Annotated in this window: 15 protein-coding genes; 6 read left to right on the forward strand and 9 right to left on the reverse strand. The window is 62.1% G+C overall.

Annotation, left to right across the window (positions count from 1 at the left end; all coding sequences use genetic code 11):
• Positions 1 to 47: 47 nt before the first annotated feature.
• Positions 48 to 1457: an amidohydrolase family protein gene (locus tag IC757_RS15555; protein ID WP_190975190.1), complete on the reverse strand. Its 1410-nt coding sequence runs from the start codon at positions 1455 to 1457 to the stop codon at positions 48 to 50.
• A gap of 278 nt (positions 1458 to 1735) precedes the next feature.
• On the opposite strand from IC757_RS15555, the gene IC757_RS15560 reads away from it, so the two are divergent.
• The 4 genes from IC757_RS15560 (at position 1736) to IC757_RS15575 (ending at position 5638) form a co-directional block, all read left to right on the forward strand.
• Entirely contained in the window at positions 1736 to 3493 is a 1758-nt protein-coding gene (locus tag IC757_RS15560; protein WP_190975191.1) for a hypothetical protein, read from the forward strand.
• A 291-nt stretch (positions 3494 to 3784) separates the two neighbouring features.
• Positions 3785 to 4183, forward strand: coding sequence for a type VII toxin-antitoxin system MntA family adenylyltransferase antitoxin (mntA, locus tag IC757_RS15565; RefSeq protein ID WP_190975192.1), 399 nt, complete (start codon positions 3785 to 3787; stop codon positions 4181 to 4183).
• Positions 4168 to 4602, forward strand: coding sequence for a type VII toxin-antitoxin system HepT family RNase toxin (hepT, locus tag IC757_RS15570; protein ID WP_190975193.1), 435 nt, complete (start codon positions 4168 to 4170; stop codon positions 4600 to 4602). Before mntA ends, hepT begins: the two co-directional genes overlap by 16 nt.
• 187 nt (positions 4603 to 4789) lie before the next feature.
• A complete protein-coding gene (locus IC757_RS15575; protein ID WP_190975194.1) occupies positions 4790 to 5638 on the forward strand; it encodes a DUF3667 domain-containing protein in 849 nt (282 codons plus the stop codon).
• A gap of 58 nt (positions 5639 to 5696) precedes the next feature.
• Here the strand turns inward: IC757_RS15575 and IC757_RS15580 are convergent, their stop codons facing one another.
• From IC757_RS15580 to tkt, 3 genes are all read right to left on the reverse strand, one after another.
• Complete coding sequence (locus tag IC757_RS15580; RefSeq protein ID WP_190975195.1) at positions 5697 to 6857, reverse strand: phosphoglycerate kinase; 1161 nt, start codon at positions 6855 to 6857, stop codon at positions 5697 to 5699.
• Positions 6858 to 7309: 452 nt separating this feature from the next.
• The gene (gene gap / locus IC757_RS15585) at positions 7310 to 8317 is read right to left on the reverse strand and encodes a type I glyceraldehyde-3-phosphate dehydrogenase (protein ID WP_190975196.1); all 1008 of its coding nucleotides are present in this window, start codon (positions 8315 to 8317) and stop codon (positions 7310 to 7312) included.
• Between the two features lie 141 nt (positions 8318 to 8458).
• Complete coding sequence (gene tkt, locus IC757_RS15590) at positions 8459 to 10459, reverse strand: transketolase (RefSeq protein WP_190975197.1); 2001 nt, start codon at positions 10457 to 10459, stop codon at positions 8459 to 8461.
• Positions 10460 to 10746: 287 nt separating this feature from the next.
• Here tkt and IC757_RS15595 point away from each other — a divergent pair, with 287 nt between their 5' ends.
• Together IC757_RS15595 and IC757_RS15600 are read left to right on the forward strand one after the other, a co-directional pair.
• Entirely contained in the window at positions 10747 to 11769 is a 1023-nt protein-coding gene (locus tag IC757_RS15595) for a hypothetical protein (protein WP_190975198.1), read from the forward strand.
• Positions 11770 to 11811: 42 nt separating this feature from the next.
• Positions 11812 to 12516: a hypothetical protein gene (locus tag IC757_RS15600; RefSeq protein ID WP_190975199.1), complete on the forward strand. Its 705-nt coding sequence runs from the start codon at positions 11812 to 11814 to the stop codon at positions 12514 to 12516.
• Positions 12517 to 12567: 51 nt separating this feature from the next.
• On the opposite strand, the gene IC757_RS15605 is transcribed toward IC757_RS15600, so the two are convergent.
• From IC757_RS15605 to IC757_RS15625, 5 genes are all read right to left on the reverse strand, one after another.
• The gene (locus IC757_RS15605) at positions 12568 to 12909 is read right to left on the reverse strand and encodes a hypothetical protein (RefSeq protein ID WP_190975200.1); all 342 of its coding nucleotides are present in this window, start codon (positions 12907 to 12909) and stop codon (positions 12568 to 12570) included.
• Between the two features lie 48 nt (positions 12910 to 12957).
• Positions 12958 to 14277, reverse strand: a complete 1320-nt coding sequence (locus tag IC757_RS15610; protein ID WP_190975201.1) for a sensor histidine kinase — start codon at positions 14275 to 14277, stop codon at positions 12958 to 12960.
• Complete coding sequence (locus IC757_RS15615) at positions 14225 to 14917, reverse strand: response regulator transcription factor (protein ID WP_190975202.1); 693 nt, start codon at positions 14915 to 14917, stop codon at positions 14225 to 14227. Before IC757_RS15615 ends, IC757_RS15610 begins: the two co-directional genes overlap by 53 nt.
• A 187-nt stretch (positions 14918 to 15104) precedes the next feature.
• Entirely contained in the window at positions 15105 to 16232 is a 1128-nt protein-coding gene (locus tag IC757_RS15620) for a PilT/PilU family type 4a pilus ATPase (protein ID WP_190975203.1), read from the reverse strand.
• 30 nt (positions 16233 to 16262) lie between these two features.
• Positions 16263 to 17300 carry a type IV pilus twitching motility protein PilT gene (locus IC757_RS15625; protein ID WP_190975204.1) on the reverse strand — a complete coding sequence of 346 codons (1038 nt, stop codon included), beginning with the start codon at positions 17298 to 17300 and terminating at the stop codon, positions 16263 to 16265.
• Positions 17301 to 17425: the final 125 nt, after the last annotated feature.

Genomic DNA, 17425 nt, shown 5'->3' on the forward strand with positions numbered 1-17425 from the left:
TCCTGATTCAATCCTGGTGAACGCGGGCACAGCCCGGGTCAGCAGGTTTACGGTTGTTCAGAGTCGCGCCGGCTGTCGGCCATGTCATCAAGCCGCTGTCTGATCGCGCTTTCAGGCAGCCACTGGCCGGCCACCATGACCCCCGCACGGGCCTCGGCAATGGCACCCACATCATCCAGCGGATTGGCCGATGTCAGAATCAGATCGGCGCGCTTGCCTTCGGCGACCGAGCCGGCACGGTCCAGTTCATCGAAATGCTCGGCCACCGCCCAGGTACCGGCATGGATCACCTCTGCCGGCGTCATGCCGAGTGCGACCCACAGTGCCATTTCCCTGTGCGTGGAAAAACCGGGCACGCTGAACAACTGCGGCGAGTCGGTGCCAAGCAGGAACGGCACGCCGGCCTGGTGCAGGCGCTGAAAGGCCAGACGCCGCAGGGTGACCACCTGGCGGGCGCCAGCCGGATGGCCGATGGTTTCACGCAGACTCGCCAGCGACGCCTCCCAGTTGTCGACCATTTCGGTGGGCACGTAGCGCGCTTCCGGCGTATCGCGGCGGATCTTTCCGGGCTTCTCGCCGCCGAAAAAGGTTTCCCACAACACCATGGTCGGCACCTGTGCGGTGCCGTAACGCGCGGTGAGTTCGACCAGATCGTCAAGCCGCTGCAACTGGGCCTGATTGGCCACCGAAGCCACACCCCATAGCGGTGCGATATCGGCGCGCTGGTCTTCCGGCACCAGTTCCTCGACGTAATTGTCCAGGTGATCGATGGTCACCATGCCGGCGGCCATCGCCGCCTCCAGTCCGACCTCGTCGGGCACATGCCCGGCCAGCGGCAGTCCATGGGCCTCGGCCGCCTGTCGCAGCGCCTCGAAAGTTTCCGGATCCGGCCCCTCGCCGATCTTGACCAGGTCAAACCCGACTCCGGCAAATTCCTCGATCAAGCCCGGCGCCTCATCGACCTCTGGCGTGTTGCCCCAGCCCATCGCCGGACTGCCCAGCACCAACCGGGGTCCAAGCAACTGGCCATCATCGATGGCCTGGCGCACCCGCAACTGTTCTTCATGCCCCTGCATGCCCCGCACCAGGGTGACACCATTGGCCACATAGAGAAACAGCAGATCGCCCACCAACGCCTCATCCGGCCCGGCAAACGGCAGATGACCGTGCATCTCGGCCAGCCCCGGCATCAGGTAGTGGCCACTGCCATCAATAACCTTTGCATCCGCGGGTATTTCGACTTCATCCGTGGCGGCGGCCTGATCAATCATCCCATCGACAACGACGACCGTCTGGCCTTCCAGCACCTGGCCGTCGCGGGTGTCGACAATGGCCACCTCGCCAAAAACCACCGCCCGGTCCGAAGCCGGTACCGGCGAGCCAACTGCCAGGGCAATGCCAAGAAAGGCTGCCACACCAAGGCGGCCAGCCAATCCAGTCCGCATCAATCTCGTCATCGCTGTCTCCTGCATGCCAGAACAACGTTTGAAACTGCCACCAGATGACGGCGCGGTCAAGGGGCTGCCATCTGACTCCTGGCCCCGACGCCCCTCCCGGACGGTGCTGTTTTGCATGCCTGGCGCAGCCCCTCAGCGGACTTCCACAGTCACTTCTTCATCCATTCCAACTTTGTCGTGAAAGGGCGGGGAGGTATGAGCGGCAGCAAGAACTTGCAATCCCTGCAGACATGTGGTTTGATCGTTTACGGGGCAGGATGAACAGTGGGAGGAATACCATGACCACCATCTCGCCCCGTGCCTTTTCATCGTTGTGCAAAGCAGCCGCTCGTGCGCTGGCCACGACAGCACGATATGGCCTGATCGCCATGCTACTTGGCCTCGTCGCCTGCACCGAGCCACCGCAACCCGACGCCAACGATCGGGCCGACGAGGAGCCTCTGCCGTCAGAAAACGCCCGCCTGGCTGAAGCCAACGGCAACGGCACCTGCACCGGAACCTACCCCAGTTACTGGCAGGATCCGGCATTTCCGGAGATGTACGCGGCACAGGAAGTCTCCAATCAGCCTCCGGCCGGCTATGACGGTCCCGTCTTTCGCCTGAGTGATGCCTACCCCCCGCAGCCGGTGGACGAACAGGCCGACCAGCCCTGGCGGGATGAGCGCTTCGATGCCATGTTCGAAGTCGACACCGACCCCGACCTGCGGGCGGAACTGGCCGAGGAGTACAGCTGGCTGGTCATGGCCTACATCCAGGAAGGCAACATCGACAGTGGCAGCATCACTACCGACTGGGATGTCTGCAACAACGAGGTGCGGCCCTGGTTCCACATACCGTTCCAGACCTACGACGTCATGAGCGGGCGGGAATTTACCCATGGCCTGACGCGGGAAGCGCCGGTTGCCTACAGCATGAACACGGCAAGCGATTTGCTTGACGGCACGATGTGGGCGGTGGGCATCTTCAATCCCACGGCAGCCTACACCCTGGGCACGATCTGGGGGCCGGAAGGGACACCCACCCTGCCCACTGACAATGTTTCCTTTGACGAAGGCGCGGTGATCGGCAAGCCACTGTTCACTACCCTGTCTGCCGAGCATATGCCGATGCTAGAGAACATGCCGGCCTGGAATGCCAACATCTCCTCGCCGGATTTCTGCAGCTGCAAGCCTCCGGATGGCGAGTCCCGTTGCACCATGGCCGAGCAGAGCCGGCAATGCCCACGCAGCCAGGAGCGATGGGGGCCAGTCACACTGCTGCAGTTCGACTTCGCGATAAAGGACTCCCGCGCGCCGGATACGGCATGGGTGTTCGGCACCTTCGTGGCCGACGGCCAGCGCAAGGCCGACAAGGACAACCCGTGGAACCGAATCTCCCCGCTGGGCGTGATGTGGGGCAACTCCACGCCACCGGAGGGCCAGCTTGCTTCCGGCTACCCGGACGACCCGCGGAAAAACGGCTTTGAGGACATGGTGATCTTCTGGGATACCGTGGACATGCTCAATGCCGACGGCGGGCCCAACCAGTACGCACATCCCGGACACCTGGGCTGCAACTCCCGCCTCAACGGCCCGGCCGACAAGGCGTTCAGCTCATGCATGTCCTGCCACGGCACCGCCTCAGTGGCCGATGAAAACATCAACGTGCCCCCGATTGCCGCACAGTTCGGTGGCCTGACCTCCGAATGCGCGCTGCAAGACGACGACGGCAACTGGATCGACGCCAGCGGCGCGCAAGCCCATCAGCGCAAGGTCAGCGACGTCACCATCACCTATCCGCAGATCGACGCCATCTACTTCGCCAACACGCCCGCGGCCGAACCCTTCAACACCACGGTACAAACCGACAGCGGATCGATCAACCTGCTGCCCGGTCAGCCGGACTATGGCGACAACAACCGATCCAGCTGGATTTCCCTGGACTACTCACTGCAGGCCTCGATCTCCATCGTGCAGTGGAAACAATGGCAGCAACACAAGGAGGATCCCCAACCGGCAAGGCTCAACATCCACCATGCCGAACCACCGCGCCGATAAACGGCGCGGGCAGTTCATCTACGCAAGCATTCAGCAAGAATTTTTGCCGCCCTTTCCTTCAGGGCTCGGTCTGGAAAATGCAGTGTCGCCAGTTTTCCTTGCCGGGTCCTGAAGCGGAGGACCGCCTTCCTCGTACCGGCATGAGAAAAGCGAATGATCACTGGCCATCGAGATCACCAAAGTCGGGACAACTTGCGGGTGGCCATCATATCCGCTTGTTCTGCCCCCTTTAGCCGCCTCTGTCAAGCTGTCCATTCTGCAGCATCGCAAGGCCCGCGATATACTCCACCCATGAACGCTTCGAGCGACATTGACAAGATTCGCGATTGCCTCGCTGGGAAGCCCGGTCTCCGTTTGGCGATCGTTTTCGGGTCATTGGCGACCGGTCAGCCTCGTTTTGACAGCGACCTGGATATCGCGGTGGCCGGCGACAGCGTGATGACCGGCGAGCAGAAAATGGCACTGATTCGCGAACTGGCCGACCAGACCGGACGCAGCGTCGACCTGGTGGATATCAATGCGATTGGAGAACCCATGCTGGGGCAGATTCTTGCTTCAGGAAAGCGGGTTCTGGGTAGCGACCAGGTTCATGCCGAACTGCTTAGTCGGCACCTGTTCGACCAGGCGGACTTCATGCCCTACCGAGACAGGCTACTGGCCGAAAGGCGAAAGGCATGGCTTCAGCAGTAATTCATGAAAAGCTGGAGTCGCTTCGCCGATGTCTGGGGCGGATTCGGCAGCGACGCCCCGAGACCGTACAGGCCTTGAAGGAAGACGTCGATGTTCAGGACATCCTGAGCGTTAATCTGACGCGGGCCGTTCAGTTGTGTGTGGACATTGCCTCGCACCTACTGGTTACAACAGATGAAGCCCCACCCGAGACCATGGGCCAGAGTTTCGACCGCTTGGCCAACGCCGGGGTCATTTCCCGGCCAGTGGCCGACCGGATGAAAGCGGCGGTGGGATTTCGCAATATCGCCATCCACAGCTACCAGGAGATTGACTGGGAAATTGTCTTCGCAATCGTCACCCGGCACCTGGACGACTTCGAAGATTTTGCCCGGGCTGTTGTATATCGGGAAACAGGAAGGTCAAACCCTCTGACTTGAGGGTAATACTGGACGTTGGCGGATGCGCCTTGATCATTCCAGGCGAACCCTGCGGCCCGCGACCCTTGCATACCTCCTGATACTCTGTTCGAATCGCTGTCGAGGGAGCAACGCGTTTTGAAGGAATCCGGCAGATCTGTCTGTGCATGTTGCGGGGCCCGCCTGACAGGGCCCTGGTGTTCGGCTTGTGGCGAACGCGCTCGGAGGCCAGGGGGATGTTTCGCTACGCGAATACCTTGCCGAATTTGCCGAGGCGGCGGTCAATCTGGAAGGCCGTTTCTGGGGCAGCCTGCGAGCGCTGCTGTTCAGGCCGGGGTTGCTGACCAGCGAGTACATGGCCGGCCGACGGGTTGGATGGATGCGCCCGCTGCATTTGTTTTTGCTGATCAACCTGCTGTTCTTCCTGCTCTCGGCCGGCTGGACCACGTTTTCCACGCCGCTGCAGGTGCATATGACCTCGGGCACGTTTCCGCACCGTGCTGTGGCTTTGGACTGGGTCAATCGTGAACTCAATGACCCGCGCCTGGAAGCAGAAACCTGGTCAGAACTCGTAACGGCCGGTGGAGATGTCGAGCTCGATGAGACGACTGAAGCGGCGCTGGATCGGCTGGTCGACTATGCGCGCGAGTTCAACCGCCGTTCCGAAATCACGGCCCGCTCGCTCGTCATCGTGCTGGTGCCAATGGCCACCCTGTTTCCGCTGCTGGCTTTCTGCCGGCGCCGGGAGTCGGTGGTCAAACACCTGGTTTTTACCACCCACTGGACCGCAGTCATGGTGCTCTTCAGCCTGGTCGGCGGCTGGCTGACGATTGCGGCAATTTACGCGGGACTGATTGAGCCTGGCCGGGACGACTTGATGGCATCATCGATTAGCCTTTCGCTGATTCTGGCCTGGAGCACCATCAGCTTCTGTCGGGCATACGGACTGGGCAGAGTTCGTGCCGTCCTGGCCGCCGTCGGAATGACCCTGTGGTTGACCGTCTTTCTGCAGATTTACCGTGCAATATTGTTTTTCGTGGTCTTCTGGACCTTGTGAATGCCCATTGCGCGGATGACGCTGCTGTCCGGGATTTCTCCGGGCCAGCCGACACGGCTCAATCGGCCAGCGCAGCGATCGCCGGAAGCTCCTTCCCTTCGACGTACTCCAGGAATGCGCCACCGGCCGTGGAGATGTAGTCGATGCGGTCGGCGACCTTGTACTTTTCGATCGCGGCAATGGTGTCGCCGCCGCCGGCCAGGGTGAAGCCATCGCAGGCGGCCACGGCGTGGGCGATGGCCTGGGTGCCGGAGTGGAAAGCCTCGAACTCGAACACACCCACGGGTCCGTTCCAGATCACGGTGCCGGCCTGACGGACGATGCTGGCGAGCTTGCCGGCGGACTCGGGACCGATATCGAGGATCATTTCGTCGGCATGGATGCGGCCAACATCGCGCAGGGATGCGTGGGCGTCCTGGTGAAAGCGCTCGGCGGTGAGCACATCGGTGGGCAACGGGATGGCGGCACCCTTCTGCTCGGCGCGCTTGATGAGATCCGTCGCGGTGTCGACCAGGTCTTTCTCATACAGTGATGCGCCGACCTTGTAGCCGGCGGCGGCCAGGAAGGTATTGGCAATACCGCCGCCGACAATGAGCTGGTCGACCTTGTCGATCAGGGCTTCCAGCACCTGCAGCTTGGTCGAGACCTTGGCGCCACCCACGATGGCCACCAGCGGGCGTTGCGGCTTGGCCAGTGCCTTGTCCAGCGCCTCGACTTCGCGCGCCAGAAGCGGCCCGGCACAGGCGATTTTTGCCTGGCGGATTACGCCGGCGGTGGAGGCCTGGGCCCGGTGGGCGGTGGCGAAGGCATCGAAAACCAGCACGTCACACAGCGCGGCCATCTTGTTTGCCAGCGACTCGTCGTTGGCCTTTTCGCCCTTGAGAAAACGGACGTTCTCGAGCAGGACGACCTGACCCGGCTGCACGTCGACGCCGTCGATCCAGTCGCGCTTCAGTTCGACCGGCTGGCCCAGCAGCTCACCCAGAGTTTCAGCCACCGGGGCCAGGGTGAACTCCTCGTCGAACCCCCCTTCATCCGGTCGGCCCAGATGCGACATGACCATGACCGCGGCACCGGCATCGATGCACTGGCGGATGGTGGGCAGGGCCGCCTTGATGCGCGCGGCCGAGGTGACCTGGCCGTCGCGAATGGGCACGTTGAGATCGGCGCGAACGAGAACGCGCTTGCCGTCAAGTTCAACCTGGTCGAGGGTTTTCATGGTCGTTCCTGCAAATTCAAAGAATCATTCACCACAGAGACACGGAGTTCACAGAGAAGATCACAAATGAACTCTAGTGGGCCATGCGGTTAATAAGGTAACACTCAGCCGTCGCACAAGCGTCGTGGGCAAGGCGCGCGAGCGCAGGACTGGCCGTACCAATTCAAGCGAGCGGAACACGTGCAGCGGCTCCACTCGCAAGGCTTCATTCGCTACGCGAAAGTCGCCATGCGGTTTCGCCTGCCCTGCCCACGGCGCTTGTGCGACGGCCCTTCGGGAGTCACTGTGCTGGCGCGACTCGGCGTTGCGTTTCTTGGCAAGGACGCTGCCATTCCCTGCGAAACGCGCCTTGATTCGCGCCAGCACAGTGGCTCTGAGCGTTACCTTATTAACCGCATGGCCCACTAGTGTCTTTTCTCTGTGTCCTCTGTGCCTCTGTGGTGAACCGCTTTTCAGACGCGCGAGAGGGCCAGCGCGGTGTCGAGCATGCGGTTGGAGAAGCCCCACTCGTTGTCGTACCAGGCCAGCACTTTGACCAGGCGGCCACCGGAAACCTTGGTCAGCGTCGAATCGAAAATCGACGAGCGCGGGTCGTGGTTGAAGTCGATGGAGACCAGCGGCTCGGTGTTGTAACCGAGAATGCCGGCCAGCTCGCCTTCGCTGGCTTCCTTGACCACGCTGTTGACCTCATCGACCGTGGTATCGCGACTGGCCACGAAGCTCAGGTCCACCACCGAGACATTGATGGTGGGCACGCGCATGGCGAAGCCGTCGAGCTTGCCGTCGAGGTCGGGCAGGACCAGGCCGACGGCAGCGGCCGCGCCGGTCTTGGTCGGGATCTGGCTCATGGTGGCCGAACGGGCGCGACGCAGATCCTTGTGATAGACGTCGGTGAGTACCTGGTCGTTGGTGTAGGCGTGGATGGTGGTCATCAGGCCCGATTCCAGACCGATCTTCTCGTGCAGTGGCTTGACCACCGGCGACAGACAGTTGGTGGTGCACGAGGCGTTCGAGATGATGTCGTCGCCTTCCTTGAGAATGCCGTGGTTGACGCCGTAGACGATGGTCGGCAGATCCTTGCCGGCCGGGGCGGAGATCAACACCTTGCGGGCACCGGCGCTCAGATGGGCCGAGGCCTTGTCCTTGCTGGCGAACAGCCCGGTGCATTCCATCACCACATCCACGCCCAGCTCGCTCCAGGGCAGCTTGGAGGGATCGCGTTCGGCCAGCACGCGGATCTTGTCGCCATTGACGATCATGTGGTCGCCCTCGACCTTGACCTCGGCATTGAACACGCCATGGGCGCTGTCTCTACGGGTTAGATGCGCATTGGTTTCGGCATCGCCCAGGTCGTTGATGGCGACGATCTGAACCTCGTCGTTGCGGTTGTACTCGTACAGGGCCCGCAGAACGTTACGGCCGATACGGCCATAGCCGTTGATGGCGACTTTGATGGACATGGATTCTCTCCGCAGTGATTGTTTTTGAGGGAATGCGTGAATTGTACTGTGGCGACGACCGAAGGACCAAGTGAAGTTGGGGACGGGTGACAGGCCATGACTTTCCGGCGCCATGACCCGCTCATCCCTGCGCGCTTTGTGTCAGTCCATTGCCTCGCGCACCGCCGAGACAACGGCCTCGGTAGTCAACCCGAACTCCTTGAAGAGTTCACCGGCCGGTGCCGATGCGCCGAAACTGTCCATGCCGATGACCTTGCCGCCGGGCCCGACAATGTGGCGCCAGTAAAGGCTCACACCCGCCTCGACGGCCACTCGCGTATCCAGCGCCGCGGGCAGGACCGATTCGCGATAATCGGCATCCTGGGCCATGAACAAGTCAGGATTGGGCATGGAGATCACACGCACGCCGATCCCTTCAGCGGCCAGGGTTTCGGCAGCGGCAACGGCCAGCCCGACCTCGGAACCGCTGGCAATGATGGCGGCTTGCGGATCGCCAGCCTGCGGATCGCTGAGTACGTAGCCACCGCGGCCGATGGAGGCGACCTGCTCGGAATCACGCGGCAGGTGCGGCAGCCCCTGACGGGTCAACACCAGGGCGCTGGGACCGTTGCGACGAGCCAGCGCGGCGGCCCAGGCAGCAGCCGTCTCGACCTTGTCGGCCGGACGCCAGACATCGAGGTTGGGAATCAACCGCAAGCTGGAGACATGTTCGACCGGCTGATGAGTCGGCCCATCTTCACCCAGTCCGATGGAGTCATGGGTGTAGACATGAATCGCACCGGTCGGAATCAGGGCCGACATGCGCACCGCGTTGCGCGCATAGTCGGAGAACACCAGGAAGGTGCCGGTGTAGGGTATGAAACCGCCATGCAGGTGCAGCCCGTTGGCGATGGCGGTCATGCCAAACTCACGCACGCCGTAGTAGATGTAGTTGCCGTTGGCGGCATCATCCATGATATCGACACTGCCCGACCAGTTGGTATTGTTCGAACCGGTCAGGTCGGCCGAACCGCCCAGCAGTTCGGGCAGATGCGGGCCGAAGGCTTCCAGGCTCATGCCCGAGGCCTTGCGCGTGGCGACGGTGCCATTATCGGCCTGCATGCGACCGAGAATGTCGGCGACGATACGATCGAAATCCTCGGGCAGCGCACCCGACATGCGGCGCTCCAGCTCGGCGGCCAGCTTGGGATGGGCGTCGCGATAGGCACGCCACCTGGCCTGCCATTGCTTTTCTCGCTCGGCACCGGTCTCGCGTGCGTCCCAGCCGGCCCGGATCTCGTCGGGCACCTCGAAAGGGGCATGCGGCCAGTCCAGTTGCTTGCGGGTCGCCTGAACCTCATCATCGCCCAGCGGCGCACCGTGCACACCGGCCGTGCCCTTCTTGTTGGGCGAGCCATGGCCAATCTCGGTCTTGCAGCAGATCAGTGTGGGCTGATCGGTATTGGTTTGCGCCTGCTCGATGGCCCGGCCGATGGCCGCGGCATCATGGCCGTCGACATCATCGATGACCTGCCAGCCATAGGCCCGGAAGCGTTCGGGCGTGTTGTCGGTGAACCAGCCGTCGACCTCGCCGTCGATGGAAATGTTGTTGTCGTCGTAAAACACCACCAGCTTGCCCAGGCCCCAGGTGCCGGCCAGCGAACAGGCTTCATGCGACACCCCTTCCATCAGGCAGCCATCGCCGGCAAACACCCAGGTGTGATGGTCGACGATGGTGTGCTCGTGGGTGTTGAAGCGTTCGGCCAGCAGTCTTTCGGCCAGCGCCATGCCGACTGCATTGGCCAGGCCCTGCCCCAGCGGACCGGTCGTGGTCTCCACGCCCGGCGCCTCGCCGTATTCCGGGTGGCCTGGCGTCGGCGAGTGCAACTGGCGAAAGTTCTTCAGGTCGTCAATCGACAGGTCGTAGCCTGTCAGGTGCAGCACCGAGTAGAGCAACATGGAACCATGGCCGTTGGAAACCACGAAACGGTCGCGATCCCACCAGTCGGGGTTGGCGGGATTGTGCCTGTGGTAATCGTTGAACAGCACTTCAGCGATATCGGCCATGCCCATGGGCATGCCCGGGTGGCCGGAATTGGCACGCTGGACGGCATCCATGGACAGGGCGCGAATGGCGTTGGCTAGGTCTCGGCGGGTGGTCATGATGGCTGGGGCCTTGGTTGGGCAATGGCGGAGAAACCGGACATTGTGCCGCCGCCCGGCCGGCCACACAAGGCCCGCGGAAAGGCCGGACATGCAGCGTGCCCGAACCAGTTCGCCCCCGACCGTGACGAGGGACCCATTTCTGCCATGATTCCGGGCATTTGCGTGTGAAATCTGCAGGTGCATCTCGGGCCCGGCTCTGCTAGACTTGGTGATGAGGAAAACTTATTCCCGGTATTGCACTCTAAGGGGGCGGGAAGAAGACAGCTGGATTTCGGGACCAAGTAATGACCGCTCTTAGGCACAGCCTGCTGATGACCACCCTGCTGATGGCCGGAACGGGCGCCATGGCGCACGATTCGACGCCGTGGTCGATTATCCCCGAGCGAGGCCCGGTTCCGAACGTGATCTCCGACCATGATGCTCTGGGTTTGCCGGGCATGCGGCCGCGCATGACGATGAACCTGCCTGACAGCCATTGGTCTCCCGAACCGGACGCCCGCAGTGAACAGGGCGCGTCGTTTTCCTGGTCGCTGGAGACCTGGCAGCTTAATACCGCCAGCCTGGCCCATATCCAGTGCAACAGCGCCACGCTGACCATTGACTCCTACCTGGCACAGGACTGTCGCTTTGTCGACCAGCCCCTACCCGCGGACTCCGTCAACCTGGTCCAGGTACGCGGCAACTGGACGGCCACCCCGGGGCTGCAGTTCGGCTTTGGAGCATTCCAGAGCCAGCCGGAACCGCCATCGCCCATTCTGGCAATGCAGCAGGGCGGACATGATTTTTCCAGCGAGCCGGCTGGCCATTACCCCAACCCGCGCTCGTCGGCCTCCGAGGGACTGGACTTCAATGTCAGCTTCGGCATTCAGACCGAGCGCGTGGGCGATTTCCTGGTGGGCCTGCAACTGGCGCGTTATCGCCAGCGCATGAGCATGACCGACTTCGGCCTTCCCGTGGACGAATCGGCCCGGCTTGGCCCCAGAGCCGCCCAGTACGGCAACAGCGCACAATTGATGCTGGGCTGGCGCCGTGGGCGTTTCAGCGGTGAAATGCTGGGCAACCACCTCGAAATGCCTTCGGGGCTTGGCCTGAGCAACGAAGCCAGCACGGCCCCCTCGGCCCTGCATACGTTCGACCTGGAACTTTCATGGCAGGCGCTGCGCAACGCTTCGATCAGCGTCGGCGTCAGCAATGTTCTCGACACCATGCCGCGAGCCGATGAGCCTGGTGCCGAGAGCCGGCTTGATGAATCGAGCGATAACATTTACGGTCGCATTCCGTACGTGCGCTACAAGCACGACCTCTGAGCGAAGGGCGAGCGCACCCCAACTCCAGGACAAGGTTTGACCGTGATGCCTGCATATTCACGCACCGTAGCATTGATTCTGCTGACACTGGCCGTCGCTGTACCCCTGAAAGCATCGCAACAGCCTTTCAAGACCCTGGAAGAGCGGATGACCGGGCGGGAGTTTCGCGACACCGGCCTCTACAGGCTCAGCGAAGAAGAGCTTGAGACGCTGAACCAGTGGCTTCGCGAGCATTCGCTGATGCCGAAAGAGCATCATGAAGATGCCAAGCCGTCGGCAGTACCGGACGATGCCGAACCGGCCGCAGAACAGGAGGAAGACCCTGCGCCGACGGAGCCGGTCGACCCCGAACCCACCGAGGAACTGGACGACGACACCGCGCCAACGGAACCGGTCGATGCCGAACCGCCCAGCGAACCGGCAGACGCGGATCCGCCCACGGAGCCGACCGATACCGCCCCCGCTGAGCAGGATGCCCCGGAGGAGCCGGGCGATCGCCGTGGCCTGCCTGAACAAGCCGACCGAGAGCCTATCAACAGCCGCATTGCCGGCACCTTCAATGGCTGGCACGGCAACACCGAGTTCGAGCTGAAAAACGGCATGGTCTGGCGCCAGGCCGAACGCGACACCTTCGCCGTACGGGAGATGGACAGCCCGGAGGTCACCATTCGCCCCGGCATGTTCGGGACCTGGCGGCTATCGGTGGAAGGCTACAGCAGCGCGGTGCGGGTCGAACGCATACGCTGACCACGGCCATCTACAGACGGGGCAGCACGATGGCCACCGGCGGACCAGCCTTCAGCCGGGCCGGTTGCGGCGCATGCGCAGCCAGAAAAGCCAGACACGCCCGCCCACATAGCCCGCTCCGCCAAAGATCACCAGGATGATGGTCACCACCGGCGGCGGCAACTGCCAGGCCACCGGGGAGCTCATCCACCACCACAGGATGCCAATGATGATGGCCGCCATGGCCATGTAGGTCAGGTTGCTGGCGCGGTGGACCCGCTTGCGCCAGCGTCGGAGTTCGAGCTTTCGGACATCCTCGTCGCTCATTTCGCCCAGGGGCAGATCGCAGTGCGGGCAGGCTTTGGCCACGCTGGAGATTCGCTGGTTGCAGCCGGGACAGTGAATGATAGCCATGCGACAGAGGGTAACCGAATCCAGTCAGCGGGTGATAGCCGGACGCATTCAGTCGTCCTGCCGGTCGGGGAAGAAGTGCACACAGACCTCCAGCCCGCCGGACGGTCGGTTGCTGAACTCCGTTTCCCAGCCGTAGAGGTCGCACAGGCGCTTGACGATGGAAAGCCCCAGGCCCGAGCCTTTGGTGCCATCAGCCTGGCGGCCGCGGAAATGGCGATCGAAGACATGTGGCAACTCTTCTTCGGCAATGCCAGGCCCGGTATCGAGAATGCAGGCCTCGCCGCGCCTGATGACCACCCTCACCTCACCGGTGCTTGTGTAGCGCACGGCGTTACCGATCAGGTTGCCCAGGGTGACGGCAATGACGGCCTCCGGGGCAATGACATTGACGGCCTCCTGCTCGTCCACCTCCAGACTCAGGTCGCGTTCGCCGATCAGCGGCCGATAGTTGTCAATGACATGGCGGGCAATGCTGCCGACATCGTTGGCACGACGCTGGTTGTCGGATTCACGCTCGGAGCGCACCAGGTGCAGCAGCGCCGTGGTGATGTCAGTTGACTGCCGGGCCGCGCGGGCGATTCGTAGCAGGCGTTCGCGGTCGCGTTCGCTCATGTCGGGCTGCGACAGCAACAACTCGGTGGCCCCGGAAATCACCGCCAGTGGCGTGCGCAGTTCGTGCGAGACATCGGCATTGAACGCCTTGTCGCGTTCCACCAGCTCCTTGAGACGATGCGCATAATCATCCAGCGCCGCGGCCAGTTGACCGACCTCGTCATCGGGAAACTGCCGCGCCAGGCTGCCCGGCTCGGCATGTTCATCCATGGTTTCCAGCCGCCGGGCCAGCTCGGTCACCGGCGCCATGATGCGGCGTGAAGACCAGACGCCCAGCGTCAGGGAAAGAATGGAAAAGAGCATCACTGCCGCCACCAGGCCGTAAACCAGGCGCCGTGCCAGTTCGCGGTCTTCGGACACGTCATAGGTCAGAAACACCCAGAAATCGTCGTGCTTGCGCACCACCGCCTTGAAGAAGGCGTCGTTGGACTGGACGTCGTGAACGCCGGTGGGCAGGTCTCGGAATGCCGTCGGCACGATATCAGCCTGCCCGGGGCGAGTGACATACCCTTCGATACGGCTGTAGAACGGCTCGACCTGTGAGGGGTCCTGGCGCAGCTGTGTGATGTACTGGTCGATCTCCTGCTCCAGCGTATCGGAAATCAGTGCATCGACCAGCCAGCTCTGCAGGAACAGCACCGCACCTGCAAACAGCACGCTCAACAGCGTGCCGAACAACAGGAATGACAGTATGAGTCGGCTTCTAAGTCTCTGCCGGTACTTCATCCGGGGCAACCAGGCAATAACCGATGCCATGGCGGGTATGAATCATGGGACTGCCGAAAGGCTTGTCGATGGCGGCACGCAGGCTGTGAATATGAACCCGCAGACTGTCGCTGTCGGGCAACTCCTCGCCCCAGACATGATGCTCCAGGTCGCGACGGGTGACGACGGCCGGCGAGGCCGACATCAGCTTTTCGAGCAACCGAAGACCGATCGGGTTGAGATCGATGGACTGATCGCCGCGCTTGACCGTCAGGGTCTCCAGGTTGTAGACCAGATCACCAACCTGCAGCTCACGCGGCTTGATTCGCTGGCCGCGACGCGACAACACGGCCAGGCGGGCTTCCACCTCGCGCAACTCGAAGGGCTTGACGAGGTAGTCGTCGGCGCCGGACTCGAAACCGCTGAGCTTGTCGTCGAGCTGGTCGCGCGCGGTCAGCATCAGCACCGGGGTTTCCTTGCGCCCTTCTTCGCGCAGCTTGCGACAGACCTCCAGGCCATCCATACCCGGCAGCGCCAGGTCGAGCACGATGGCATCGAACTCGTTGACCACGGCCAGGTGCAGGCCGGTGATGCCATCGTAGGCAAAATCGACCTCGTGGCCGCGATCGGACAGGAAATCCCCCAGGTTGGCGGCGATATCCCGGTTGTCTTCGATGATCAGGATGCGCATGAGTCTTGTCGAACCACTGACGTGTAAAAAAATGCCCGGACAGAAACCAATCCGTCCGGGCCCACATTGCCCCGTAACCGTCGGTGCAGAACCGGCTCTCGTCTTGACACCAACAGCCTGAATGCTACGCCTGCAGCGGTTAATGCCATGTTAATCAGGATGCAAGTAATGGTTAGGGAATCAGGAATTAGCGGGAATCGTCCACCAGATCAAGATTCTGCAGATTGCCCGACAGCGACTCGGCATCTCCGCCCTCGCTGAGCTTGACCGCCAGACGGACCTCATTGGAAGAATCGGCATGGCGAAGGGCTTCTTCGTAGGAAATCAATCCTTCCTGGTAAAGCCTGAGCAGGCTCTGATCAAAGGTCACCATGCCGTGGTGGCCGGAGTCCTTCATGATCGACTTGAGCTCCTCAATCGCCCCCTTGCGGATCTTCTCCTGCACCAGCGGGGTATTGAGCAGGACTTCCAGCGCCACGTGACGGCGACTGCCGTCAATGGACGGCACCAACTGCTGGGCGACCACGCCACGCAGGTTGAACGACAGGTCCAGCAGCACCTGAGGGTGTCGTTCCTCGGGGAAGAAATGCAGGATACGGTCCATGGCCTGGTTGGCGTTGTTGGCGTGCAGCGTGGTCAGGCAGAGGTGACCGGTTTCGGCAAATGTGATGGCATGTTCCATGGCTTCCCGGGTCCGGATCTCGCCGATGAGAATCACATCGGGCGCCTGCCGCAGCGTGTTTTTCAGCGCCACCTCGAAGGACTCGGTATCAATACCCACCTCACGCTGGGTCACGAGACTCTTGCGGTGCTTGTGCACGAACTCGATCGGGTCTTCAATGCTGATGATGTGACCCGAAGCGTTGACGTTGCGATGTCCGACCATGGCCGCCAGCGTGGTGGACTTGCCGGTGCCGGTGGCCCCGACCAGGATAACGATGCCGCGCTTGACCATGGCCAGCTCGGAGAGCGATTCCGGCAAATCGAGTTCATCGAAGGAGGGAATCTTGGTTTCGATGCGACGACAGACCATGCCGACGCTGTTGCGCTGGTAAAAGGCACTGACGCGAAAACGGGCCACGCCTTCCAGTGAAACCGCAAACTGGCATTCGTGGGTCTCGTGAAACTCCTTTCGCTGATCGGCCGTCATCACGCTGTCGATGATGTCGGCCACGGCATCGTGCGTGAGCGCTTCACGGGTCAGCGGCTTGATCCTGCCGTGGACCTTGATGCAAGGGGGAGCACCGACGGTCACGAACAGGTCGGAACCCTTGGTTTCATGCAGTTTGTGCAGCCAGTCCTGAACGGTATTCATACTTCAATTCTCCTGAGCCGATGGCTTCGATCAGGCCAGCGCCTGCTTGTTCTGGGCCTTGCGCTGGGCCTCATGCTTGGAAACCACGCCGCGACGCACCAGCTCGATCAGGCATTGATCGAGCGTTGTCATACCCACATTGTGACCTGTCTGAATCGCCGAATACATCTGGGCAACCTTGTCCTCGCGAATCAGATTACGGATGGCAGAGGTGGCGATCATGATCTCGTGAGCGGCCACCCGGCCCCCGCTGATGCGCTTGAGCAGGGTCTGCGAAATCACGGCCCTCAGGGATTCCGACAGCATCGATCGCACCACCGGCTTCTCGTCGCCGGGGAAGACGTCGATGATACGGTCGATGGTCTTGGGCGCCGACGATGTATGCAGGGTGCCGAAGACCACGTGACCGGTTTCGGCGGCAGTCAGGGCCAGGCGAACGGTTTCCATGTCGCGCAGCTCGCCGACCAGGATAATGTCGGGGTCTTCACGCAGGGCCGAACGCAGGGCCTGGTTGAAACCGTGGGTATCGCGACTGACCTCGCGCTGGTTGATCAGGCAGCGCTGGGGGGTGTGAATGAATTCGATCGGGTCTTCGATGGTCAGGATATGCCCCGGCACGGTCTTGTTGAGGTAATCCATCATCGCCGCCAGCGTGGTGGACTTGCCCGAGCCGGTCGGGCCGGTGACCAGGATCAGGCCACGCGGCACCTCGACGATGTCCTTGAAAACAGCCGGCGCGTCCAGATCCTCCAGCGAGAAGATGTCGTTGGGAATGACACGGAAAACCGCTCCCAGCCCGCGGTGATGATGAAAGGCATTGACACGGAAGCGGGCCAGGCCGGGCACGGCATAGGAAAAGTCCACTTCAAGGTTGGCCTCGTAGTCCCGGCGCTGGTGGTCATTCATGACCGAATAGATCAGCTCGGCCATGTCCTTGTTTTCGATCGCCGGCGTGTTGATCCGGTGAATGTCCCCGTCAACCCGAATCATCGGCGGCAGCCCGGCCGACACGTGCAAGTCGGATGCCTTGTTCTTGACGGTGAAAGCAAGCAGTTCGGTAATATCCATGTCGCGGTTTCCCTGAATCCAGCAGCAATGTCGACCGCCCCGGGCAGATCGGCACCCGGACAGACTGCCCGACCCTGAGCCAGCGTCGGCAGTAAAATCGACGTTTCCCCGATATTAGCCCAATG

The sequence above is a fragment of the Wenzhouxiangella sp. AB-CW3 genome (assembly GCF_014725735.1).
Taxonomy (GTDB): domain Bacteria; phylum Pseudomonadota; class Gammaproteobacteria; order Xanthomonadales; family Wenzhouxiangellaceae; genus Wenzhouxiangella.

What these genes read in the sequence shown, in the direction of transcription:
- IC757_RS15555 (WP_190975190.1), bottom strand. Translation starts at nt 1,457, where the DNA reads ATGACGAGATTGATGCGGACTGGATTGGCTGGCCGCCTTGGTGTGGCA.
- IC757_RS15560 (WP_190975191.1), top strand. Translation starts at nt 1,736, where the DNA reads ATGACCACCATCTCGCCCCGTGCCTTTTCATCGTTGTGCAAAGCAGCC.
- mntA (WP_190975192.1), top strand. Translation starts at nt 3,785, where the DNA reads ATGAACGCTTCGAGCGACATTGACAAGATTCGCGATTGCCTCGCTGGG.
- hepT (WP_190975193.1), top strand. Translation starts at nt 4,168, where the DNA reads ATGGCTTCAGCAGTAATTCATGAAAAGCTGGAGTCGCTTCGCCGATGT.
- IC757_RS15580 (WP_190975195.1), bottom strand. Translation starts at nt 6,857, where the DNA reads ATGAAAACCCTCGACCAGGTTGAACTTGACGGCAAGCGCGTTCTCGTT.
- gap (WP_190975196.1), bottom strand. Translation starts at nt 8,317, where the DNA reads ATGTCCATCAAAGTCGCCATCAACGGCTATGGCCGTATCGGCCGTAAC.
- tkt (WP_190975197.1), bottom strand. Translation starts at nt 10,459, where the DNA reads ATGACCACCCGCCGAGACCTAGCCAACGCCATTCGCGCCCTGTCCATG.
- IC757_RS15595 (WP_190975198.1), top strand. Translation starts at nt 10,747, where the DNA reads ATGACCGCTCTTAGGCACAGCCTGCTGATGACCACCCTGCTGATGGCC.
- IC757_RS15605 (WP_190975200.1), bottom strand. Translation starts at nt 12,909, where the DNA reads ATGGCTATCATTCACTGTCCCGGCTGCAACCAGCGAATCTCCAGCGTG.
- IC757_RS15610 (WP_190975201.1), bottom strand. Translation starts at nt 14,277, where the DNA reads ATGGCATCGGTTATTGCCTGGTTGCCCCGGATGAAGTACCGGCAGAGA.
- IC757_RS15615 (WP_190975202.1), bottom strand. Translation starts at nt 14,917, where the DNA reads ATGCGCATCCTGATCATCGAAGACAACCGGGATATCGCCGCCAACCTG.
- IC757_RS15620 (WP_190975203.1), bottom strand. Translation starts at nt 16,232, where the DNA reads ATGAATACCGTTCAGGACTGGCTGCACAAACTGCATGAAACCAAGGGT.
- IC757_RS15625 (WP_190975204.1), bottom strand. Translation starts at nt 17,300, where the DNA reads ATGGATATTACCGAACTGCTTGCTTTCACCGTCAAGAACAAGGCATCC.